The organism is Streptomyces sp. NPDC088733, from assembly GCF_044751185.1.
Classification (GTDB): Bacteria; Actinomycetota; Actinomycetes; order Streptomycetales; family Streptomycetaceae; genus Actinacidiphila.
The window spans coordinates 15,679-38,854 of the sequence record NZ_JBIVLH010000039.1 but is presented as its reverse complement, the minus strand read 5'-3'; the positions used below and the strand labels follow the sequence as shown (position 1 = coordinate 38,854).

The 23,176-nt window shown below is 73.0% G+C and carries 13 protein-coding genes; 9 read left to right on the top strand and 4 right to left on the bottom strand.

The window, feature by feature from the left end; genetic code table 11:
- Nucleotides 1–2: 2 nt before the first annotated feature.
- The 5 genes from ACIP64_RS39220 to ACIP64_RS39200 all read left to right on the top strand — a co-directional run bounded on the left by ACIP64_RS39220 (nt 3) and on the right by ACIP64_RS39200 (nt 10,465).
- Nucleotides 3–1,352: a carbohydrate ABC transporter permease gene (locus ACIP64_RS39220; RefSeq protein WP_401597008.1), complete on the top strand. Its 1,350-nt coding sequence runs from the start codon at nt 3–5 to the stop codon at nt 1,350–1,352.
- Nucleotides 1,349–2,287 (top strand): carbohydrate ABC transporter permease, encoded by a 939-nt coding sequence (locus ACIP64_RS39215; RefSeq protein ID WP_401597006.1) that lies wholly within the window; start codon nt 1,349–1,351, stop codon nt 2,285–2,287. The genes ACIP64_RS39220 and ACIP64_RS39215 overlap by 4 nt, the downstream gene beginning before the upstream one ends.
- 116 nt (nt 2,288–2,403) lie before the next feature.
- Entirely contained in the window at nt 2,404–4,671 is a 2,268-nt protein-coding gene (locus ACIP64_RS39210; RefSeq protein WP_401597003.1) for a CDP-glycerol glycerophosphotransferase family protein, read from the top strand.
- Nucleotides 4,672–5,123: 452 nt separating this feature from the next.
- Nucleotides 5,124–8,726, top strand: a complete 3,603-nt coding sequence (locus ACIP64_RS39205; protein WP_401597000.1) for a CDP-glycerol glycerophosphotransferase family protein — start codon at nt 5,124–5,126, stop codon at nt 8,724–8,726.
- Nucleotides 8,727–8,938: 212 nt separating this feature from the next.
- On the top strand, nt 8,939–10,465 hold the full coding sequence (locus ACIP64_RS39200; protein WP_401596997.1) for a hypothetical protein: 1,527 nt from the start codon (nt 8,939–8,941) through the stop codon (nt 10,463–10,465).
- 82 nt (nt 10,466–10,547) lie between these two features.
- On the opposite strand, the gene ACIP64_RS39195 is transcribed toward ACIP64_RS39200, so the two are convergent.
- Complete coding sequence (locus ACIP64_RS39195) at nt 10,548–15,533, bottom strand: NAD-glutamate dehydrogenase (RefSeq protein ID WP_401596994.1); 4,986 nt, start codon at nt 15,531–15,533, stop codon at nt 10,548–10,550.
- A 250-nt stretch (nt 15,534–15,783) separates the two neighbouring features.
- On the opposite strand from ACIP64_RS39195, the gene ACIP64_RS39190 reads away from it, so the two are divergent.
- Entirely contained in the window at nt 15,784–16,350 is a 567-nt protein-coding gene (locus tag ACIP64_RS39190; protein WP_360915364.1) for a DJ-1/PfpI family protein, read from the top strand.
- A gap of 40 nt (nt 16,351–16,390) precedes the next feature.
- Here the strand turns inward: ACIP64_RS39190 and ACIP64_RS39185 are convergent, their stop codons facing one another.
- Together ACIP64_RS39185 and ACIP64_RS39180 are read right to left on the bottom strand one after the other, a co-directional pair.
- Entirely contained in the window at nt 16,391–17,044 is a 654-nt protein-coding gene (locus tag ACIP64_RS39185; RefSeq protein ID WP_360915367.1) for an HAD family hydrolase, read from the bottom strand.
- Between the two features lie 115 nt (nt 17,045–17,159).
- Entirely contained in the window at nt 17,160–17,666 is a 507-nt protein-coding gene (locus ACIP64_RS39180) for a DUF6912 family protein (protein ID WP_360915370.1), read from the bottom strand.
- A 137-nt stretch (nt 17,667–17,803) separates the two neighbouring features.
- Between ACIP64_RS39180 and ACIP64_RS39175 the strand changes: the two genes are divergently transcribed.
- Nucleotides 17,804–18,205: an Rv3235 family protein gene (locus tag ACIP64_RS39175; protein ID WP_401596990.1), complete on the top strand. Its 402-nt coding sequence runs from the start codon at nt 17,804–17,806 to the stop codon at nt 18,203–18,205.
- Between the two features lie 79 nt (nt 18,206–18,284).
- Here the strand turns inward: ACIP64_RS39175 and secA are convergent, their stop codons facing one another.
- Nucleotides 18,285–21,086 (bottom strand): preprotein translocase subunit SecA, encoded by a 2,802-nt coding sequence (gene secA, locus ACIP64_RS39170; protein ID WP_401596987.1) that lies wholly within the window; start codon nt 21,084–21,086, stop codon nt 18,285–18,287.
- A gap of 219 nt (nt 21,087–21,305) precedes the next feature.
- Here secA and ACIP64_RS39165 point away from each other — a divergent pair, with 219 nt between their 5' ends.
- Together ACIP64_RS39165 and ACIP64_RS39160 are read left to right on the top strand one after the other, a co-directional pair.
- On the top strand, nt 21,306–21,896 hold the full coding sequence (locus ACIP64_RS39165; protein WP_401596984.1) for a GNAT family N-acetyltransferase: 591 nt from the start codon (nt 21,306–21,308) through the stop codon (nt 21,894–21,896).
- A gap of 106 nt (nt 21,897–22,002) precedes the next feature.
- Nucleotides 22,003–23,163, top strand: a complete 1,161-nt coding sequence (locus ACIP64_RS39160) for a winged helix-turn-helix domain-containing protein (RefSeq protein ID WP_401596981.1) — start codon at nt 22,003–22,005, stop codon at nt 23,161–23,163.
- Nucleotides 23,164–23,176 lie beyond the last annotated feature (13 nt).

The window sequence follows — 23,176 nt, the reverse complement described above, 5'->3', positions numbered from 1 at the left end:
CGATGGCGACGGCGGCGACCGCTCGGGGCCCGGCCGCGCCGGGCGGCGCTCCCCCGGTGCGGCGCAAGGGCGTGGCGGGCACGCGGCGCTGGGTGGCGGCGGTCTTCCTGCTGCCCGCGCTGGTGCTGCTGGGCGCGCTGGTGGTCTACCCGATCGGGTACACCGTCCGGCGCAGCCTCTTCGACAAAGCGGGTTCGGGCTTCGTCGGGCTGGCGAACTACGGCTCGGTCTTCAGTGACGACAGCACCCTGACCGCGCTGCGCAACACCGCGGTCTGGGTGGTCGTGGCGCCGGTCCTGGCCACGGCACTCGGCCTGGTCTTCGCGGTGCTGACCGAACGGGTCAGCTGGGGCACCGCGTTCAAGCTGGTCGTCTTCATGCCGATGGCGATCTCGATGCTGGCGGCGGGGATCATCTTCCGGCTGGTGTACGAGCAGGACCCGGCGCGCGGCGCGGCGAACGCGGTCGTCGTCGGCGTCCACGACACCTTCGCCGGCTCCTCCGCCTACCCCGGTGCCAGGCCCCGGCCCGGCGGGGACCTCGCGGCCTCGGGCGGCGGTTCGTACACCACGCGGCAGGCGGCGCGGGGCGGCACGGCGGTCGTGCTGCCGCTGATCGGCATCCCGGCGGCGAAACTCCCGGCGGGCACGCGCGACGCCCGGCAGGCGGCCCCCGGCCCGGGGGTGACCGGAACGGTGTGGCTGGACTTCACGCCGGGCGGCGGCGGCGCCGCGGGGACCGTCGACACCGGTGAGAAGGCGCTGAGGGGCGTGACCGTGGAGGCCGTCAAGGACGGCAGGGTGGTGGCCTCCGCGACCTCCGGCGCCGACGGCACCTTCGCGCTCCCCGCCTCGGCGGACGGCGCCCGACTGCGGCTGCCCGCCTCGAACTTCGCGCAGCCGTACAACGGGATCGACTGGCTGGGGCCTGCGTTGGTGACGCCCGCCATCATCGGCGCCTACCTGTGGATGTGGGCGGGCTTCGCGATGGTGCTGATCGCCGCGGGGCTCGCCGGGGTACCGCGGGAGCTGATGGAGGCGGCGCGGATCGACGGCGCCAACGAGTGGCAGGTGTTCCGCCGGATCACCGTGCCGCTGCTGGCGCCGGTGCTGGTCGTGGTGGTCGTCACGCTGATGATCAACGTGATGAAGATCTTCGACCTGGTGTACATCATCGCGCCCAGCACCTCGCAGGACGACGCCGACGTCCTGGCGCTGCAACTGTTCCTGTCGTCCTTCGGGGGCGGCAACAACCAGGGCGTCGGCAGCGCGATCGGCGTCATCCTGCTGCTCCTGGTCGTCCCGGTCATGGTGTTCAACATCCGCCGTCTGCGCAGGGAGGCCCGCCGATGACCACCGTCGCAGGCACAGCGGAGCCACCGGAGCCGGCAGGACCCGCTCGGCCCTCCCGCCCGGAGACCGCCGCCCGGGCCGCCAGGAGCCCGCTCGCCGCACGCCTGGCGGAACGGGCCGGCGGCGGCGTGCTGCGCGTGTTCCTCGTGCTGGTCGCGCTGTTCTGGCTGATGCCGACCGTGGGGCTGCTGATCTCCTCGTTCCGCGGCCCCGTCGACATCGCCGCCTCGGGCTGGTGGAAGGTGTTCACCGCGCCCTCGCAGCTGACCGCCGCCAACTACCGCGAGCTGCTGGGCAACGACGCCGTCACCTCCTCGCTGCTGAACACCGCGCTGATCACGGTCCCGGCGACGCTGCTGGTGGTGGTCATCGGGTCCCTGGCGGGCTACGCCTTCGCCTGGATGGAGTTCCCGGGCAGGGACTGGCTGTTCCTGCTCGTCGTGGGGCTGCTGGTGGTGCCGGTGCAGATCGCGCTGGTCCCGGTGGCGCAGCTGTTCGGGGACATCGGGATCTTCGGCGACATCATCGGCGTCGTCCTGTTCCACACCGGCTTCGGCCTGCCGTTCGCGATCTTCCTGCTGCGCAACTTCTTCGCGGAGATCCCGCGGGAGCTGCTGGAGGCCGCGCGGCTGGACGGGGCGGGCGAGCTGCGGCTGTTCGCACGGGTGATCATGCCGCTGGGCGGTCCCGCGATCGCCTCGCTCGGCATCTTCCAGTTCCTGTGGGTGTGGAACGACATGCTGGTGGCGCTGATCTTCTCCAACGCCGACTCGCAGCCCATCACCGTCGCACTGCAGCAGCAGGTCAGGCAGTTCGGCAACAACATCGACATCCTGGCGCCGGGCGCCTTCGTGTCGATGGTGGTCCCGCTGGTCGTCTTCTTCGCCTTCCAGCGGCAGTTCGTCTCCGGCGTCATGGCGGGCGCCGTGAAATAGGCGCGCGGGACCGGGGCCCGGCAACACTCCGTGGCCGGAACGGTCGCCGGACGCGGCACACCCGAAGGGATATAACGGGCACAAGCCGCGTACGTCGATCCTACGGATGTGCTGCCTTGCCCCGGTTCAGCGTCATCGTGCCCGTCCACCAGGTGCAGGCCTATCTGCACGAGTGCCTGGAGTCCGTGCTCGGCCAGAGCTTCACCGACGTCGAACTGATCGCCGTCGACGACCGCTCCCCCGACGGCTGCGGCGCGATCATCGACTCGTACGCGGCCCGCGACCACCGGGTCGTCGCCGTGCACCTGGCCGAGAACACCGGCGCCGGACGCGCCCGCAACGCCGGCACCGCCCACGCCACCGGCGACTACCTGCTCTTCCTCGACGGCGACGACACCCTCGCCCCCGGTGCGCTGCGGGCCGTCGCCGACCGGCTGGCCGAGACGGCGGGACCCGACGTGCTGGTCTTCGACCACGCCCGCACCTACTGGGACGGCCGCGTCGCCCGCGACCGCCGCTCCCACCTGCTCTCCCACGGCGGACCGCCGCCCGGCCCCCTCACCGACCGCCCCGAACTGCTGCGGCTGCCGCCGGTGGCCTGGAACAAGGCCTACCGGAGGGAGTTCGTCGAACGGCACGGCCTGTCCTTCCCGCCCGGCTGGTACGAGGACGTGCCGTGGACCTACCCGGCGCTGCTCGGCGCCGGCAGCGTCGCGGTGCTCGACCGGGTCTGCGTGCACCACCGGCAGCGGCGCCGCGGCAGCATCCGGCACACCACGAGCAGCCGCCACTTCGACGTCTTCGACCAGTACGAGCGGCTCTTCGACCACCTCGACCGCCATCCCGTGCACGACCGGTGGCGGCCCGCGCTCCACCGGCGGATGGCCGACCACCTGCTGCTGATCTACAACAGCCCCGGCCGGCTGCCCCGTTCGTCGCGCGCCGCGTACTTCGAGCGCTGCGGGCGGACCCTGCGCCGACTGCGCCCCCAGGAACCCGGCCGCGCCGGCGGGCCCCGGCGGCTGCTGGTGCGGCTCGGCGCCCGCCATGTCTTCGACGCCGTACGGGCCGCCGGGACCCTGCGCCGGCGGCTGCGCGCACTGGCGCGGACCGCCCGCCTCGCGGGGCGCGCGGCCGCCCTGCGAACGCACTACCGCCTCCAGCGGCACCGCCCCCTGGACCCGCGGCTCGCGGTCTTCGCCGCCGACCGGTACGGCGGCTACGCCTGCAACCCCGCCGCCGTGGAGACCGCCGTCCGCGGCCTCGCCCCGCACCTGCGCACCGCCTGGATCACCACGCCGGAGCACGCCGGCACGCTGCCGCCCGGGGTGCGCCGCGTCCAGCCGGACTCCCCCGCGTACTGGACGGCGCTGGCCCGTGCCACGTACCTGGTCAACAACGTCAACTTCCCGCACGCGTACGTCAAGCGCCCGGGCCAGGTGAACCTGCACACCCACCAGGGCACCCCGCTCGGCCACATGGGCCTGGACGTGCAGGACGACCCGGCCGCCTCGGCCGGCCGGGACTTCGCCCGCATGCTCGCCCACACCGACCGCTGGGACTACTGCCTGTCGGCCAACCCGCACTCCTCGGTGGTCTGGGAACGCGCCTACCCGGCCGGATACGCCACCCTGGAGTACGGCCAGCCCCGCAACGACGTGCTGCTCCAGGCGTCCGCGGAGGACGTACTGCGCCTGCGCGCCGCCCTCGGCCTGCCCGAGGGCGTCACCGCCCTGCTGTACGCCCCGGCCCACCGCGACCACCGGCACGGCTTCCGCCCGGCCGCCGACCCGGCGCGCCTCGGCCGGGAACTGGGCCCCGGATTCGCCGTCCTGTACCGCGGGTGGGCGGCCGGCCTCCCCGAGGGCCTGCCGGGCAACGTGCTCGACGTCTCCGCGCACCGCAGCGTGCAGGAACTGTGCCTGGCCTCCGACGGGCTGATCACCGACTACGCGTCCCTGATGTTCGACTACGCCGTCCTGGACCGGCCGGTCGTCGTGCACGCCGAGGACTGGACGGCCTGCCGGATCGCGCGCGGCGCCTACCTCGACATCACCGCCGAGCCGCCGGGACCGGTCGCCGGGTCCGCGGACGAACTCCTCGCCGTCCTCCGCACCGGCGCCTGGCGCGGCCCGGAGTCCACCCGGCTGCGGGCGGCCTTCCGGGCGCGCTACTGCCCGTGGGACGACGGGCACGCGGCCGAGCGCGTCGTCCGCCGGGTCTTCCTGGGCGAGCCCGGCGGGCTGCCACCGGTCGTACCCCCGGAGGCCCGCCGCCCGGCCCCCGCCCCGGACCTGGCCCGGGCGCAGGCCCACGAACACAGCCGCGCCCAGGACTTCGGCGGCGTGTACGACCAGACCCGCGACCCGGCACCCGGCGGCTGAGGCGCCCCTCAGGGCAACCGCCCCAGCGGAGGCAAGCGGCCCGGCCGGGCACGTCGTACGCCGGGTCCTCCCGGACCCAGGCCCACAAGCACGGCCACGCCCAGGACTTCGGCAACGTGTACGACCAGACCCGCGACCCCGCACCCGGCGCCTGAGGCCCCCAACCGGGCAACCGCCCCAGCGGAGGCAACCGACCCGGCCGGACGCGTCGTGCCGCCGGAGGCCCCCCACCCCGGACCTGGCCCGGACCCAGGCCCACGAACACAGCCGCGCCCACGAGTTCGACGGCGAGTACGACCAGACCCGCGACCCCGCACCCGGCGCCTGAAGCGCCCACCCGGGCACTCCGCGGTTCACCCGTTCGGCCCAGCGGAGGTGACCGACGCGGCCGGGGCGAGTTGAACCCCTCGTTCCCGCACGCCGCCCGTACCCGGAAAGGGTCACGTCAGCCGATGGCCTCGCGCACGCCCCGCCTCACCGTCGTCGTCCCGGTCCACAACGTCGAGGCGCACGTGGCGGAGTGCCTGCGCTCGGTGGCCGCGCAGACCCTCGACGCGCTCGACGTCGTGGTCGTGGACGACGGCTCCACCGATGCCGGCGCCGCCGTCGCGCGCTCCTTCGCCGACCGCGACCCCCGCTTCCGGCTGGTCCGCCAGGACGCCGCGGGACTCGGGCACGCCCGCAACACCGGTGTCCGGCACGCCGATCCGGGCAGCACCTACCTCGCGTTCCTCGACGGGGACGACGTCCTGCCGCCGCGCGCGTACGAGACGCTGGTGCGGATGCTGGACGCCTCCTGCTCGGACTTCGCCACCGGCAACGCGTGGCGGCTCACCGAGGACGGCCGCACCGAGGCCTGGCCGCGGCGCGAGCTGACGCGGAACGTGCCGCGCACCCACGTCACCCGGGACCCCGGCCTGCTCTCCGACCGGGCCGCCTGGAACAAGGTCTTCCGCCGCGACTTCTGGGACCGGCACCAACTCGCCTTCCCCGAGGGCGTGCTGTACCCGGACGCCCCCCTCACCCTGCCCGCGCACTTCCTCGCCGAGGCCGTAGACGTCCTGCACGACCACGTCTGCTACCGGCGGTCGGACGCCGGTGCGCTCACCCGGCGCCTCACCGATGTGCGGTCCGTGCGCGGCGCGGCTGACCGCGTCGCCGCCGTCGACGCGGTCAGCCGCTTCCTCGCCGACCCGGCGCACCCCGGCCGCGCCGCGCGCAAGCGCGCCTACGACCGCTCGGTGCTCACCGACGACCTCCAGGACCTCGTCGAGGCGCTGCCGACGGCGGGCCCGGAGTACCGGCGGGTGTTCATGGAGCGCACCCGGGACTTCCTCGGCAGTGTCGACCGCGGCGTCTTCCCCGAACTCCCCGTCGCGCAGCGGATCGTGTGGCACCTGGTCGCCAAGGACCGGATCGACGACCTCGTCGCGTTCCTGGACCACCAGCGCGCCAACCCCGCCGGTTTCTCCGTCGCCGGGCCGCCGTTGCGCAAGCGCGCGGTGGTCCCCGCCGCGGACGGCACCCCGATGGCGCTGCCCCCGTCCGTGGCACGGCTGCGCCGTACGGACCTGCCCGTACACGCCGAGGTCGCCGAAGTGGCGCGGGAGAACGGCCGGCTGGTGCTGCGCGGCCACGCCTACCTGCACAACATCGACGCCGGGCAGCCCGGCGACGCCCACATCACCGCCGTCGCCCTGAACGGCCGGCGCCGCCGGGTCAAGGCGCTGCTGCTGCCGGTGCGCATCCACCAGGAACCGGCCGCGACGACCGGCTCGCGCCAGGAGGAACACTGCTACGACTGGTCGGGCTTCGAGATCACCGTCGACCCGGCGCGGCTGCGGCCGGGCCGGTGGCGGATCGCGGTGGTCGTCGCGGCGAGAGGCGTCATCCGCACGGCGGGACTGCGCGCCGCGGAATCCGGCTCCGGTGCCTCCCCGCAGTCGTACCCGGCGGGCGACGGGACCCGCGTGGTGCCGTACCACCGGGCCGGGCGGCTGCACCTGTCGGTGGAGCCGGTGACCGGGGCGGTGACGGACCACCGGGCGGGCCCCGACGGGACGGTGGAGCTGGACGTCACCGGCGCGCCGGACGCGACCGCGCTGCGCCTGACGCTCGCCTCGACGCGGGTGCTCCGCACGTATCCGCTTCAGGACCCGGACCACGGCGTCCGCCCGGTCCGCGTGCCCCTCGCCGACCTCGCGGACGTCCGGCCCGCGCTGGAGCCGGGCCCCCGGCAGATCGCCCCGGAGACCACCGAGACCTGGGAGGCCGTCCTGATGCGGCCGGGCGGCACCGACCCGGTCCATCTCGACGGGGACCTGCCCGCCGGCCACTACCCGCTCGGCACGGACGCCCGGTTCGGCGGTGTCCGCCGCGAACTGCTGGTCGAGGCCGACACCGCGGGCCGGCTGGTGCTGCGCGACCGCACACCCCAGCCGGTCGTGGACGCCGTCGGCTGGACCGCCGAGGGCGCCCTCGTCCTCACGGGGCGGCTCTCTCCGGACACCGCCGCCGGACGGGCCGAACTGGTGCTGCGCCACGGCACGTTCAGCGTCGAGCACACCTTCCCGGTACGGCTGGACGGCACCGCCGCGCCCCTGGACCCGGCGGGCCGGCCCCCGCACCGCGAGGGCCGCCGCTTCACCGCGACCGCGCGTCCCGGCCGGATCGAGACGCTCGCCGGGACCGTGCCGCTGGCCGAGGGCCGCTGGGACCTGTGGCTGCGCGCCGGCGGGCACGACGCGCCCGTGCGGGTGGCCCCCGGCGTGTTCGACGCGCTGCCGATGGCGGCGGGCTCCGGCGGCAAGGCGTTCACCGTGGACCGGCGCCTGCACGACCGGCTGTTCGTGGCGGCCGGCCCGACCGTGCCGGAGCCGCAGCGCGGCCCGTACCGGCAGCGCGTGCTGCGCGAGACGCACTACCCGCGCACCCGGGGCCTGCCGCGCCGCGAGACCGTGCTGTACAGCTCCTTCGGCGGCCGCTCCTGCGGCGACTCCCCGCGCGCCGTCCACGAGGAACTGCTGCGCCGCCCCGAGGCCGACGGCCTGGAGCACCTGTGGGTGGTGCGGGACGGCCAGGCGGTACCGCCGGGGACAGCGCGGCCGGTGGTCCTGCACAGCGCGGCCTGGTACGAGGCGCTGGCGCGCAGCCGCTACGTGGTGACCAACACGCATCTGCCGCAGTGGTTCGTCCGCCGCCCCGACCAGCGGGTGCTCCAGACCTGGCACGGCACACCGGTCAAGCGCACCGGCCGCGACCTGGCCGGCACCCTGTGCGCGGACCTGCCCCACCTGCCGCGCCCGCCCCACGACACGGGCCGCCAGTGGAGCGTGCTGCTGTCGCCGAACACGGCCGGCACGGGCGCGCTGCGCACGGCGCTCGCCTTCGACGGCGAGGTCGCCGAGACCGGACTGCCGCGCACCGACGTGCTGTTCGCCGACGACCGCGACAAGATCGCCGCCGCGCTGCGGGACCGGCTGGGCATCCCGCGGGGCCGCACCGTCGTGCTGTACGCCCCGACCCGGCGCGACGACCTCGCGTACGACGCCGGCCACTACCGCCGCTCCCCGCACCTGGACCTGGCGGAGGCCGAGGCCGCCCTCGGCCGGGACCACGTGCTGCTGTACCGCTCGCACCCGCTGGTCGCCGACCGGCTGCGGCCCGGACGGTCCGGCTTCGCCCGCGACGTGTCCGCGCACCCGGACGCGGCCGAACTGCTGCTGCTCGCCGACGTGCTGGTCACCGACTACGCCTCGCTCGCCGCGGACTTCGCCAACACCGGCCGCCCGATGCTCTTCCTCGTCCCCGACCTGGAGCACGTCCGCGACACCCTGCGCGGCTTCTACCCAGACTTCGAGGCCCAGGCGCCCGGTCCGCTGCTGCACTCCACCGCCGAGGTCGCCGGCGCGCTGCGCGACCTGGACACCGTGGCACGGCACAGCGCCGACGCGTACGCCCACTTCCGCGCGACGTTCTGCCACCTCGACGACGGCCGGGCCGCCGCCCGCGCCACCGACCGCCTCCTCGGCCTGCCGGACACCGCACGCGACTGAGCCGGACCCCGTGCCCCGCTCCACGCCCGCCGTCCCGGCCGACGGCCCCTCAGAAGGGCGCGGCCCAGGGGCGGCCAGTCGGCCGCAGCCCCCTCCCACGAACGAGTGGCGGGACGCGGGGACACGTCCCCGTACGGACCCGTCGGGGATGCAGCACCGCATGTCACGGCCGAACATCGTGATGACGAGCTGACGACGGCCGGGAGGGCTGCGTGACCGGCGTTCTGACGACCCAGCGGGACTGGCGTATCCAGACCTACGAGCTGCGCCGGGTGCGGCGCCCCTCGCCGTACCTGATTCTGGGCACCCTGTTCTGGCTGGTGGTGGCCCTGCGGACGTGGGACGCCGTGCCCGCCGCCGACTTCGGGCAGCACGCCGCCGCGATCGAGCGGATCGCGGCGGACTGGCGGCACCCGTCCAACCCGCTGCTCGACATGCCCGGCGCCGGCAGCCCCTACTTCACTCCGTACACGGTGCTGCTGGGGCTGCTGAGCAAGCTCACCGGGGTGCCGGGCTGGCAGCTGCTGAAGGGCTGCGGCCCGCTCAACCTCGCCCTGGTCGTCAGCGGCATCGGCGCCTTCACCCGCACCCTCAGCACGCGGCGCTGGGCGCCGGTGCTGGCGCTGGCGGCGTTCGTGCTGCTGTGGGGGCCGGAGCACAAGGAGTGGAGCGGCTTCCTCGGGCTCCAGTCGATGACCCTCGGGCTGACCTACCCGAGCGCGTTCGCGATCGGCCTGACGTTCTGGACGTGGGCGATCACCGCCCGCACCGCGCGGCGCGGCGTCGGCGGCCCGTGGCTGCACACCGGGCTCGGCCTGCTGCTGGGCGTCATCCTGCTCGTCCACCCGTTCACGGCGATGGGCGCGGTCATCGGCGTGGCCGCCCTGGTGCTCGGCCTCCAGCAGACCCCGATCGTCGCCGGGATCCTGGGCCGCTGGGCGCTGACGGCCGCCGTCGCCTTCGCGGTCGCCGGCTGGTGGCCGTACTTCAGCCTCTCCGCGCTGCTGGGCGACCCCACGGTCGACGGGATCCACCGGCAGCTCTACGGCGACCTGTGGCAGTGGTACGGGCTCGCCCTGGCCGGTCTGCCGGCGCTGCTGTACCGGCTGCGGCTGAACCCGCTGGACCCGCTGGTGCTGATGTTCACCGGGGACTGCGCGGTCGCCGCGTACGGCTGGTTCAGCGGCGAGTACTCCTACGGGCGGATCTTCGGGCTGCTGCTGGTGCCGCTGCAGTTCGCGCTGGCCGTCGAACTCGCCGAGGCCCCGCCGTGGACGCTGCTGCGCACGGTGCTGGCGCCGCTGGCCGCCGTGGCCGCGTGCGTGGGCCTGGTGGCGCAGGCCGGCGCGATCGTCCCGAAGCGCTTCGTGCCCCCGGCGGTGCACCTGCAGCGGCTGAGCCAGTGGCCGAGCTACCAGTGGGCGCAGCGGCACGTGGCGCCCGGCGACGTCCTCCTGACCGACGCCTACGGGCCCGCCCATGTGATGCCGGCCTACGGCGCGTTCCTGGTCGCCCCCACCTGGCCCGACCCGTCGACCACGGCGGCGGAACGGGGGCGCCGCGCCGCCGACGTCCGCACCTTCCTGGCCCCGACGACCGCACCGGACCAGCGGCAGGCCATCGCCCGCCGCTACCACGTCCGCTGGATCATGACGGCGCCCAGGGCCCCCGTCCCGCCCGGCGCCTCGCTGGTCGCCACCGGCCCGCACACGCGCGAACGCCTCTACCGGATCGGGTGACAAGAGAACGCGGGCCGACGGCGAAGGGGCCGGGGGAAGACCCCCGGCCCCTTCGCCGTGCGGCGGCCCGCGGCGGGGACCGTCAGCGGTGCGTGCGCAGCAGCGTGCGGAAGGTCCGCATCGCCACCGACAGGTTCGCCAGGTCGAACGCCTCCGACCCCCGGATCTCGTCCAGGGTGGTGCGGGCCCGGGCGACCAGGGCACCCCTGGCCTCCTCCCACGTCTTGAAGCGCTGCTCCGGCGTGGAGGAGCCGTTGCCCACCGAGAGCACGTCCGCCGTCAGCGCGGCGTGCGCGGCGAACAGGTCCTCGCGGATGGAGGCACGGGCCATGGACTGCCACCGGTCGGCGCGCGGCAGCTCGATGATCCGGTCCAGCAGCTGCGTGATCTGCAGGCGGTCGGCCAGGTCGTAGTAGACCTCGGCCACCGCCAGCGCGTCCTTGCCGCTGCGGTCGGCGACGTCCACGATGTCCAGCGCCGGGAAGGCGGAGGAGAACCCGGCCACCTTGGTGGCCAGTTCCTCCGGCACGCCCGCGCCGGTGAGCTCGTCGTGGATCGACTGGTACCACTCCAGGTCCGCGCCGCGCAGCAGCTTGGGCAGCTCGGCCCAGACCCGGGTGACCCCGTCATGGAAGAACTCGATGGTCTCCGCGATCCGCAGCGGCTGCGGGCGGTTGTTGAGCAGCCAGCGCGAGGCCCGCTCCACCAGCCGCCGCGAGTGCAGCCGGACGCGGGTCTGGACATCGGCCGGCACGACGTTGTCGAGGGCCTCGACGTCGTCCCAGATCCGGTTCAGCCCGAAGATCGCGCGGGCCGCGGTGTGCGCCCGCACGATCTCCTCGCTGGTGGCCCCGGTCTCCTCCTTGAAGCGGTGGAGGAAGGTGCTGCCGCCGGTGTTGACGGTGTCGTTGACCAGCACCGTCGTGATGATCTCGCGGCGCAGCGCGTGACCGTCGATCTGCGCGGCGAAGCGCTCGCCGAGCGCCGTCGGGAAGTACGCGTCCAGCAGCCGCCGCAGGTACGGGTCGTCCGGCAGGCCGGTGGCGAGCAGCTCCTCCGCCGCGGTGATCTTGGTGTAGGCCAGCAGGACGGCCAGCTCCGGCTGGGTCAGGCCCTGGCCGGCGGCCAGCCGCTCGCGGATCTGCCGGTCGGTCGGCAGGAACTCCAGCGCCCGGTCCAGCTTGCCGTCGCGCACCAGCCTGCGGATGAAGCGCTGCTGGGCGTGGAGCAGACTGGCCGACTGGGCCATGCTGTTGGCCAGCGCCACGTTCTGCGCGTAGTTGTTGCGCAGCACCAGGGAGCCGACCTCGTCGGTCATCTCGGCCAGCAGGGTGTTGCGCTGCTTGACCGTCATGTCGCCCTCGGCGACGACCGCGTTGAGCAGGATCTTGATGTTGACCTCGTGGTCGGAGGCGTCCACACCGGCGCTGTTGTCGATGGCGTCGGTGTTGACCCGGCCCCCGGCCAGGGCGAACTCGATGCGGCCGAGCTGGGTCAGGCCCAGGTTGCCGCCCTCGCCGATGACCTTGGCGCGGACCTCCGCGCCGTCCACGCGGATGGCGTCGTTGGCCTTGTCGCCGACGTCCAGGTGCGACTCGGTGGACGACTTGACGTAGGTGCCGATGCCGCCGTTCCACAGCAGGTCCACCGGGGCCTTGAGGATCGCCTTCATCAGGTCGGCCGGGGTCATCTTCGCCGCCGGCTGCTCGATGCCGAGCGCCTTGCGGATCTGCGGGGTGAGCGTGATCGCCTTCGCGCTGCGCGGGAAGACCCCCCCGCCCGCCGAGATCAGCTTGGCGTCGTAGTCCGCCCACGAGGACCGCGGCAGCTCGAACATCCGGCGGCGCTCGGCGAAGGACACCGCCGCGTCCGGCGTCGGGTCGAGGAAGATGTGCCGGTGGTCGAAGGCCGCGACCAGCCGGATGTGCTCGCTGAGCAGCATGCCGTTGCCGAAGACGTCACCGGACATGTCGCCGACGCCGACGACGGTGAAGTCCTCGTTCTGGGTGTCGTGGCCCATCTCGCGGAAGTGCCGCTCGACGGACTCCCACGCGCCGCGGGCCGTGATGCCCATCTTCTTGTGGTCGTAGCCGACCGAGCCGCCGGAGGCGAACGCGTCGCCGAGCCAGAAACCGTAGGAGTTCGCGACCTCGTTGGCGATGTCGGAGAACGACGCGGTGCCCTTGTCGGCCGCGACCACCAGGTAGGTGTCGTCGCCGTCGTGGCGGACCACGTCGGCCGGCGGCACGACCTGGCCGCCCACCAGGTTGTCGGTGATGTCGAGGAGACCGGAAATGAAGGTCTTGTACGAGGCGATGCCCTCGGCCAGCCACGCGTCGCGGTCGGCCGCCGGGTCGGGCAGCCGCTTGCCGACGAAGCCGCCCTTCGCGCCGACCGGCACGATGACGGTGTTCTTCACCATCTGCGCCTTGACCAGGCCCAGCACCTCGGTACGGAAGTCCTCGCGCCGGTCGGACCAGCGCAGACCGCCGCGGGCGACCTTGCCGAAGCGCAGGTGCACGCCCTCCACCCGCGGGGAGTACACCCAGATCTCGTACTCCGGGCGCGGCGCGGGCAGGTCCGGGATCGCCTGCGGGTCGAACTTCATCGACAGGTAGGCGTGCGGCTTGCCGCCGTCCGCGCGCTGGAAGTAGTTGGTGCGCAGCGTCGCCTTGATCAGCGTGAGGAAGGAGCGCAGGATGCGGTCCTCGTCCAGGCTCGCGACCTGGTCCAGGGCGGCGTCCACCTCCTCCAGCAGGGCGTCGGTCAGCTCGCTGCCGGCCCGCTGGTGGTCCGGGGACAGGCGCGCCTGGAAGAGGTTGACCAGCAGCCGGGTGGTGTGGACGTTGTTGCGGAGGGTGTCCTCCATGTAGTCCTGCGAGAAGGCCGTGCCGGCCTGCCGCAGGTACTTGGCGTAGGCGCGCAGCACCATCGCCTGGCGCCAGGTCAGACCGGCGCTCAGCACCAGCGAGTTGAAGCCGTCGTTCTCGGCCTGACCGGTCCAGGTCGCGGTGAAGGCGTCCTGGAAGCGCTCGCGTGCGTCGTCCCCGAGGTCGCCGAGCGAGGGGTCGATGCGCAGCCCGAAGTCGTAGATCCAGGCGCGGCCCGCGTGCTCCTCGCCGTCCTGCGACGAGGAGGGCGTGCGGCGCAGCTCGTAGGGGCGCTCGTCGGTGACCTCGACGCCCAGGCGCTGGAGCGCCGGCAGCACCGCGGACAGCGACACCGGCGCACCGGTGCGGTAGATCTTGAAACGGCGCTCGCCGGGGGCGGCGCCGACCGGCTCGTACAGGCTGAGGCAGAAGTCCTCGCCGTTGAGCCGCTCCAGGTGCTGCAGGTCGGCGACGGCGGCACGCGGGCTGAAGTCGGCGCGGTAGCCGTCGGGGAAGGCCTGCGCGTAGCGGCGGTTCATCTCGGCGGCGCGCTCCTCGCCGCACTCGGCGTTCAGCGCCTCGGCGAAGCCGTCGGACCAGGAGCGCACGGCCTCGGTCAGCCGGCCCTCGATACGGTCGACATCGCCCTCGCTGAGCTGCGGCAGACGGGTGCCGGGGGCGACCCGAACCACGAAGTGCAGCCGGGAGAGCACCGACTCGGTGCTCCAGGCGGTGAAGTCGACGGTGACGCCGTTGAGTTCCTCCTTGAGGATGTCCGTCAGCCGCAACCGGGACGCCGTGGTGAAACGGTCGCGCGGCATGTAGACCAGCGCGGACAGGTAGCGCCCGTACTCGTCCTGCCGCAGGAACAGCCGCAGCCGGCGGCGCTCCTGGAGGTACAGCACGCTGGTGACGGTCTGCCGCAGCTCGTCCGGCGAGGTCTGGAACAGCTCGTCGCGCGGGTAGGTCTCCAGGATCTGCAGCAGGTCGCGGCCGTCGTGGCTGTCCGGCGAGACCCCGGCGCCCTCCAGCACCTCGGCGACCTTGCGCCGGATGACCGGCACCCGGCGCACCGACTCGGTGTACGCGGCCGAGGAGAACAGGCCGAGGAAGCGGCGCTCGCCGATGACGTTGCCGTCGGCGTCGAACTTCTTGACGCCGATGTAGTCCAGGTACGACGGCCGGTGCACGGTGGCCCGGCTGTTCGCCTTGGTGATGATCAGCAGCCGCTGCTCGCGGGCCTTCTTGCGGGCGTCGACGGGCAGCCGGTTGAACGACGGCGACACCGGGTGCGCGTTGTGGCGGCCCTCGTCGTCGTGGTGGTGCGGGTCGGAGCGCAGGATGCCGAGCCCGGTGCCGGGCACCGCGGTGAGCACGTCCTCCTCGCCCTCGGGGGTGCTCTCCGTGGTGAGCGCGTACTCCCGGTAGCCGATGAAGGTGAAGTGGTCGTCCGACAGCCAGCGCAGCAGCTCCCAGGCCTCACCGACCTCCTGCTCGGGCAGCGGCGGCGGGGTCGCGGCGAGCTCGTCGGCGATGCGCAGCGCGCCGTCGCGCATCTTCTGCCAGTCCTCGACGGCCTCGCGGACGTCGGACAGCACGCGCCGCAGGTCGGCGCCGATCTGCTTGAGGTCCTCGCGGTCGGTCTCGCGGTCGATCTCGACGTGGATCCAGGACTCGGTCAGCACGTCGTGCGGCAGGTGGGCGCCGTCGCCGGGGACGGCCTCCAGCACCTCCAGCAGGTTGCCGGTCAGGTCGCGGCGCACGAGCATCTGCGGATGGACGACCACGTGGATCGCGCGGTCCTGCCGGGACAGCTCATTGGTGACGGAGTCGACGAGGAACGGCATGTCGTCGGTGACCACCTCGACGACCGTGTGGCTGCAGGTCCACCCGTTCTCCTCGACCGAGGGCGTGTGCACGCGCACGTTCGCGGTGCCCTGCGGGCGCACCTCGGCGAGGCGGTAGTGGGACAGCGCCGCGCCGTAGACGTCCACCGGGTCGCGGTGGACGAGGTCCTCGGGCGCGCTGTGCAGGTAGTAGCGCTGGAGGAAGGAGTCCAGCGCCTCCTTCACCGGGCCCGCACTGCCGTCCGCCCCTGCTTGGCCGGGAGCCGGCGTTCCCCCCGCCGAAGGTCCGGGGCCCACGCGGGCCGCCCGTTCCAGCAGCTCGGCCTTGGCTTCGTCCAGCTTGGTCTGCATGTCCTCATGCTCCCTGTCGCGCGCCGTTGCGTGACGTAGGTCGTGGTGATCGATGGATCAGCGCTGATCACGCTGTAAGGCTATCGCTACGGCCGGGGGGGCTGTCAGGGCCTCTTTGTGTACAAAAGCACGAACCAATCTTTGACGAACTGGACAGTCCGGCCGCGCGGGTGCAGGTTGAGGAGGTGACCGTACGGAGGTCGTAACGAGACGTTCACCCACGCCACGGGAAGGGACGGGAAACCCGGTCATGGCCACCAAGATCCTGATCGTCACCGGCGACGCGGCCGAGTCGCTCGAAGTCATGTACCCGTACCAGCGGCTCCTCGAAGAGGGATACGAGGTGCACATCGCGGCGCCCAGCCGCAAGAAGCTCCGGTTCGTCGTGCACGACTTCGAGGAGGGCTTCGACACCTACACCGAGAAGCCGGGCTACACCTGGCAGGCGGACCTGTCCTTCGCGGACGTCGACCCCGGCGCGTACGCGGCCGTCGTCGTCCCCGGCGGGCGCGCCCCCGAGTACCTGCGCAACGACCCCGAACTGCGCAAGGTGCTCAAGGCCTTCTTCGACGCCGACAAGCCCGTCGCCCAGATCTGCCACGGGCCGCTGCTGACGGCCGCGGTGGGCGCCCTCAGCGGGCGCCGCGTCACCGCCTACCCGGCACTGGAGATGGACATGGAGGCGGCGGGCGCCGGCTTCCAGGACACCGCCGTCGTCGTGGACGGCATGGTGGTCTCCTCCCGCGCCTGGCCGGACCACCCCTCGTGGATGCGGGAGTTCCTGACCGTGCTGCGGGCCAAGGCGCCGGTGACCTGAGGCGGGCGCCGCTCCGGGCGGCCGGGGCCCCGCGCCTGCCTCAGGCGACCAGGGCCTCGGCCGTCTCCACGGCCTCCAGCAGGGTGTCCACGACCGGGACGCCCGCCTTCTCCAGGCTGGCCCGGCTGTGCGAACCGCCCGTGTACAGCACCGCGAGGGCGCCCACGTGCCGGGCCGCCACCGCGTCGTCGACCGCGTCGCCGATGACCACGACCCGGCCCGCCGCTATGCCGTCCATCGCCGCCAGGTGCCGCGCCATCTGCTCGGACTTGCCGGTGTGGCTGCCCTCGGTGCGGCCGTCCACGCGCACGAAGTGGTTCTCGATGCCGTGCGTGCGCAGGATCGGTATCAGCTGCTCGTGCGGGGCCAGCGAGCACAGCGACTGGGTGAGCCCCTCGTACCGCCGGCGGGCCAGGATCTCCGCGGCGCCCTCCGCGAGGCAGCAGGTGCCGGCGAGGGCCCAGTAGTGGCGATGGAAGATCTCGTCCATCACCTCCCACTCGTCCTCGGTGGGCAGGCGTCCCATGAGCCGCTCGTAGAACTTCGGCACGGGCACGCAGTACAGCTCGCGGTAGCGCTCCAGCGTGATCCGCGGGAGGCCGATCTCGGCGAAGGAGGCGTTGGTCGCCTCGATCACCGCGTCGATGTCGTGGAGCAGCGTGCCGTTCCAGTCCCACACCAGATGCGCGTTCACATCCGGAACCGTACCCAGACCCTCCCGGCCCAAGGCAAGTGCCGAGGTCACATACGAAGCCGCATCGTAGACACCGGCGCCCGCCGGGGCCGCCTCCGGGCGGTCCGCGGGGCGGTCACGCGATCAGCGTGGGGATCTCCTGCGTGGCGTACCAGAGCAGTTCGTGGTCCTCCGCGCCGTCGACCGTGAAGCGCGCGTCGTCGTCCCCGGCGTCGGCCGCGCCCAGGGCCCCCGCGGCCGCGGCGATGTCCGCCTCGGCCTCGTCGGCGTCCGCGTGCACCGCCGCGGCCCGCGCCATCGGCACAGGCGCGGACAGCCGGACCGCGCCGAGGGCGGACGGGTCCAGGGCGCGGTCGGGGTCGAAGGAGACGGCGGCGTCGGCGACGTCCACGGCGAGCACGACACGGCGGCGCGGCGCGTCCGGGGTGAGCGCCAGCTGCCGCAGCGAGCTCTGGGCGGCCCGGGTCAGGGCCGCGTACTCCAGTTCCTCGATGTCGTCGGAGACGTACCACTCGCGCAGGCTCGGGGTGACCGCGAAGGCGTCCAGCGGGGCGGGGCCCAGCTCGCCGGCCTTGTGCGCCTCGGCCAGGCCGGGAAGGGTCGTGGGGATGTAGACGCGCATGGCGTCAGCATACGTGCGCGGCACTCCGGATAGGTGAATCCCGGCCCACCTCCCGTGCCGCCCCCGCTCGGCTTCCGCACCGTGCGGCACCCCGCGTACAACCCGGTTACCAATCGGTAGACCACGGGGGTCCTCACATGCCTGTCACCACTTCGTCACCCAGCGCGACCGTCCGCGCGCACACCGTCACCGCACTGCCGCCCCATGTCTGGTTCGCCGGGCGGCTGCTGGACGTCCTCACCGGACGCCGGCCGGTCGCCGGCCTCGCGGGACGCGTGCGCCCCGAGGCCTACGACCGCCTGTGGGACCTGGTGAACGCCCGCGCCGACTGGGGCTACGTCGCCCGCGGGCACACGCCCCGGCTGCTCGGCAGGCCGCGGGTGTCGCCCTCCCCCGACGGCACGGCCCTCGAGGTCGCCGCCACCGTCGCCCTCGCCCCCGGCATCGTGCGCGCGCTCGCCTTCCGCCTGGAGCGCGACGCCGCCCCGCCGGGCGGCGGCCCCGGCCACTGGCGCTGCACCGCCGTGGAGGCCCGCTGAGACGCCGCCGGGGCCGGCCCCCGCAGGAGTCCGGCCCCGGCCGCCCGCGTCACCGCGGAAGTGCCCTTCGACGCCGCCGCTACTTCTTGCGGCGCCGGCCGCCCTTGGCGGCGCGACGGCGCTCCGCCCGGGTCAGGCCGTCCGACTCGGGGATGTCGCTGTCGGCGTCGCCGTTGTCGAACTCGCCCTGCACGACACCGCCCTCGCCGTCCACCGTCGGGGCGGAGAAGTGCAGCCGGTCCGCCCGCTTCGGGGCCTCCAGGCCCTTGGCGCGGATCTCCGGACGGGCGTCCTGCTTGATCAGGGTCGGCACCATGTCCTCGGCACCGGCGTCCACCGGCACCTCCTCGACCTGCTGCTCGACCTGGACCTCCAGGTTGAACAGGTAGCCGACGGACTCCTCCTTGATGCCGTCCATCATGGCCTTGAACATGTCGTAGCCCTCGCGCTGGTACTCCACCAGCGGGTCGCGCTGCGCCATCGCCCGCAGGCCGATGCCCTCCTGCAGGTAGTCCATCTCGTACAGGTGCTCACGCCACTTGCGGTCCAGCACCGACAGCACCACGCGCCGCTCCAGCTCGCGCATGATCTCCTCGCCGAGCTGCTTCTCCCGCGCGTCGTACTGCTCGTGGATGTCGTCCTTGGCCATCTCGCCGATGAACTCGGCGGTGATGCCCGCCCGGTCGCCGGCGGCCTCCTCCAGGTCGTCCACCGTCACCGTGATCGGGTAGAGCTGCTTGAAGGCGCTCCACAGCCGGTCCAGGTCCCAGTCCTCGGCGAAGCCCTCGGCCGTCTCGATCGCGATGTAGTCGTCGATCGTGTCGTCCATGAAGTGACGCACCTGCTCGTGCAGGTCCTCGCCCTCCAGGACGCGGCGGCGCTCGCCGTAGATGACCTCGCGCTGCCGGTTGAGCACCTCGTCGTACTTCAGGACGTTCTTGCGGATCTCGAAGTTCTGCTGCTCGACCTGCGACTGGGCGGAGGCGATGGCACGGGTGACCATCTTGTTCTCGATCGGCACGTCGTCCGGCACGTTCGCCATCGCCATGACGCGCTCCACCATCTGCGCCTTGAACAGGCGCATCAGGTCGTCACCGAGGGAGAGGTAGAAGCGGGACTCGCCCGGGTCGCCCTGACGGCCGGAGCGGCCGCGCAGCTGGTTGTCGATACGCCGCGACTCGTGGCGCTCGGTGCCCAGCACGTACAGCCCGCCGAGCTCCTTGACCTCCTCGAACTCGGCCTTGACCGCCGCCTCGGCGCGCTCCAGCGCCTCCGGCAGGGCCTGCGCCCACTCCTCGACGTGCTCCACCGGGTCCAGGCCGCGCTGGCGCAGCTCCGCCTCGGCGAGGTCGTCCGGGTTGCCGCCGAGCTTGATGTCCGTACCGCGGCCGGCCATGTTGGTGGCCACCGTGACGGCGCCCTTGCGGCCCGCCTGCGCGACGATCGACGCCTCACGCTCGTGCTGCTTGGCGTTGAGCACCTCGTGCGGCACACCGCGCTTGTTCAGCTGCTGCGACAGGTACTCGGACTTCTCCACCGAGGTCGTGCCGACCAGGACCGGCTGGCCCTTCTCGTGCTTCTCGACGATGTCCTCGACGACCGCCGCGAACTTCGCCTCCTCCGTGCGGTAGATCAGGTCCGCGCGGTCCTGACGGCTCACGGGGCGGTTCGTCGGGATCGGGACCACGCCGAGCTTGTAGATCTGGTGGAACTCGGCGGCCTCGGTCATCGCCGTACCGGTCATGCCGGAGAGCTTGTCGTAGAGGCGGAAGAAGTTCTGGAGGGTGATCGTGGCGAGCGTCTGGTTCTCGTCCTTGATCTCCACCCCCTCCTTCGCCTCGATCGCCTGGTGCATGCCCTCGTTGTAGCGGCGGCCGGCGAGGATACGGCCGGTGTGCTCGTCGACGATCATGACTTCGCCGTCCATGACGACGTAGTCCTTGTCCTTCTTGTAGAGCTCCTTGGCCTTGATGGCGTTGTTCAGGTAGCCCACCAGCGGGGTGTTCACCGACTCGTAGAGGTTGTCGATGCCCAGCCAGTCCTCGACCTTCGAGACGCCGACCTCGTGGATCGCGACGGTGCGCTTCTTCTCGTCGAAGTCGTAGTCGCCGGTCTCCGCCTTGCCCATGCCGCCGGCCTCGCCCGGCTTCAGGCGGGTCACCAGGCGCGCGAAGTCCGAGTACCACTTGGTGGCCTGGTCCGCCGGACCCGAGATGATCAGCGGGGTACGGGCCTCGTCGATGAGGATCGAGTCCACCTCGTCCACCACCGCGAAGTTGTGACCGCGTTGCACCAGTTCTTCCTTCGACCACGCCATGTTGTCGCGCAGGTAGTCGAAGCCGAACTCGTTGTTGGTGCCGTACGTGATGTCGCAGGCGTACTGCTCCCGGCGCTCCCCCGGGTTCATGTTCGCCAGGATGCAGCCGACCTTCAGGCCCAGGAAGCGGTGCACCCGGCCCATCCACTCCGAGTCGCGCTCGGCGAGGTAGTCGTTGGTGGTGATCAGGTGCACGCCCTTGCCGGACAGCGCGTTCAGATACGTCGGCAGCGTGCCGACCAGGGTCTTTCCTTCGCCGGTGCGCATCTCGGCGACGTAACCGAGGTGCAGGGCGGCGCCGCCCATCAGCTGGACGTCGTAGTGGCGCTGCCCCAGGACGCGCTTGGCGGCCTCGCGGACGGTGGCGAACGCCTCGGGAAGCAGGTCGTCCAGGCTCTCGCCATCGGCGTAACGCTGCTTGTACTCGTCCGTGAGGGCCCGCAGCTCGGCGTCCGTCAGGTTGACGAAGTCCTCTTCAATGGAATTGACCTGGTCCGCGATGCGGTGCAGCTTGCGCAGGATCTTGCCTTCGCCTGCACGCAGGATCTTGTTGAGGACGGACACGTAGGCTGGCTCCTTGCCGGTCGGGCCTGGCACGGGTTCTCGCGCTGGGCACAGCGGGTCACACCCCGCTGCAACGGCCATCGTAAGCGAGGACCCCAGCAGGCCGGGAGGTCCGTCGCCAAGCCGGGCGGTTCTCACCCGCGAACCGCCACCCCCAGGTGGCGACATCCGGTCGTGGCGGGGCACCCGTTCCTGGATACTCCCGCACATGGAGGCCGCATGGAACCGATAACCCTCACCACCGCGCACCTGCTGCTCCGCCCCTTCGGCCCGTCCGACGCCGACGCCGTCCACACCGCCTGCCAGGACCCCGAGATCCCGCGCTGGACCTCGGTACCGTCCCCCTACACCCGCCAGCACGCCGAGGACTTCGTCGGCCGCATCTGCCCCGATGGCTGGCGCGACGACCTGGTCTACAACTTCGCGGTGGTCACCCGCGACGAGGGACACCTCGTGGGAGCCATGGGACTGGTGAGACTGGAGCGCCTGCACACCGCGGAACGCCAGGCCGAGCTCGGCTACTGGACCGCCAAGGAGCACCGCGGCCGCGGCCTGACCGCCGAGGCCGCCGGGGCCGTCGTCCGCTGGGCCCTCCACGACCTGGGCGTCGAACGGCTCGAGTGGTACGCCGAGGCCGGCAACCACGGCTCCCGAGCGGTCGCCCTCAAGGCGGGCTTCCGCATGGAGGGCACCCTGCGCGCCCGGATCGTGCACCAGGGGACCCGGCGGGACGCCTGGAGCGGCTCACTGCTGCCCTCCGACATCGGCATGGACGGCGGAGCGGCGTACCTGCCTTACCCGGGCGAGTGACCCGGCGGGCCGGGAACCGGTTGCCGACCGGACCCGGCCCGCCGCACCGGGGACCGGCCGGGACCGGCCGGACCGGCTGTCGGACCCTGCTTCTACGCTGGGGCGCATGACCAAGCCCGCTCCGCTCTCCGCCGACGAAGCCCGCCGCACGGCACTGCGCGCCCAGGGGTTCCTCGGCGCCCCCGACCGCCGCGGCGGCGTGCGCGGCATACTGCGGCGGCTCGGCGCGGTGCAGCTCGACACGATCTCCGTCCTCGCCCGCTCCCACGAACTCATCCCTTACGCACGGCTCGGCGCGGTCGGCAGGACCGCGGTCGAGACGGCGTACTGGACCGAGAACCACGCCTTCGAGTACTGGTCGCACGCCGCGTGCATCCTGCCCGTCGAGGAATGGCCGCACTTCGCCTTCCGCCGCAGGGCCCGCCGCGCCCGCGGCCACCGCTGGCACGTGCTCCAGGACGCCGAACGCTCCATCGCCGCGGTGCTGGACCGGCTCAGGACCGACGGGCCGCTCACCTCCACCGAACTCGGCGGCGCCAAGAACGGCGGCCCCTGGTGGGACTGGTCCGAGACGAAGATCGCGGTGGAATGGCTGCTCGACACCGGTGACGTGGTCTGCACGCAGCGCCGCGGCTGGAAGCGCGTCTACGACCTCGCCGAACGCGCCGTCCCCGACGCCCTGTTCCACGACGACATCGACGACGACGAATGCCTGCGCCGCCTGGTCGCCCAGGCCGGCGCGGCCCTGGGCGTCGCCACCCGTGCCGACCTCGCCGACTACCACCGCGTCAAGGGCGAGCAGGTGGACGCCGTCATCGACGGCACCGGCCTGGTCCCGGTCGAGGTCGAGGGCTGGGGCAGACCCGCGTGGGCCGATCCCGCCGCCCTCGCCGAGCTCTCGCGCGGCGGGCGGCACCGGACCACCCTGCTCTCCCCCTTCGACTCCCTGATCTGGGACCGGCCGCGCACCGAGCGCATCTTCGGCTTCACGCACCGCCTGGAGGCGTACGTCCCCAAACCCCGGCGCATCCACGGCTACTTCGCGATGCCGCTGCTGGCCGGCGGCCGGCTCGTCGGACGTGCCGACCCGGCCCGCGAGGGCAGCACCCTGATCGCCCGTCAGGTCACCCTCGACTCCGCACGCGCCGTGCAACCCATGGCCGAGGCGCTGCGCGAGGCCGCGGAATGGGTCGGCTGCGACAGCGTGCGCGTCGAGCGGCTGGACGACCCCGCGCTGGCGACGGCGCTCCGGGCCGCGGTGGCGTGACACCGGACCCGGC

Coding starts and splice junctions, on each gene's coding strand:
- ACIP64_RS39220 (WP_401597008.1), top strand. CDS start 3: ATGGCGACGGCGGCGACCGCTCGGGGCCCGGCCGCGCCGGGCGGCGCT.
- ACIP64_RS39215 (WP_401597006.1), top strand. CDS start 1,349: ATGACCACCGTCGCAGGCACAGCGGAGCCACCGGAGCCGGCAGGACCC.
- ACIP64_RS39205 (WP_401597000.1), top strand. CDS start 5,124: ATGGCCTCGCGCACGCCCCGCCTCACCGTCGTCGTCCCGGTCCACAAC.
- ACIP64_RS39195 (WP_401596994.1), bottom strand. CDS start 15,533: ATGCAGACCAAGCTGGACGAAGCCAAGGCCGAGCTGCTGGAACGGGCG.
- ACIP64_RS39190 (WP_360915364.1), top strand. CDS start 15,784: ATGGCCACCAAGATCCTGATCGTCACCGGCGACGCGGCCGAGTCGCTC.
- ACIP64_RS39180 (WP_360915370.1), bottom strand. CDS start 17,666: ATGCGCGTCTACATCCCCACGACCCTTCCCGGCCTGGCCGAGGCGCAC.
- ACIP64_RS39175 (WP_401596990.1), top strand. CDS start 17,804: ATGCCTGTCACCACTTCGTCACCCAGCGCGACCGTCCGCGCGCACACC.
- ACIP64_RS39165 (WP_401596984.1), top strand. CDS start 21,306: ATGGAACCGATAACCCTCACCACCGCGCACCTGCTGCTCCGCCCCTTC.
- ACIP64_RS39160 (WP_401596981.1), top strand. CDS start 22,003: ATGACCAAGCCCGCTCCGCTCTCCGCCGACGAAGCCCGCCGCACGGCA.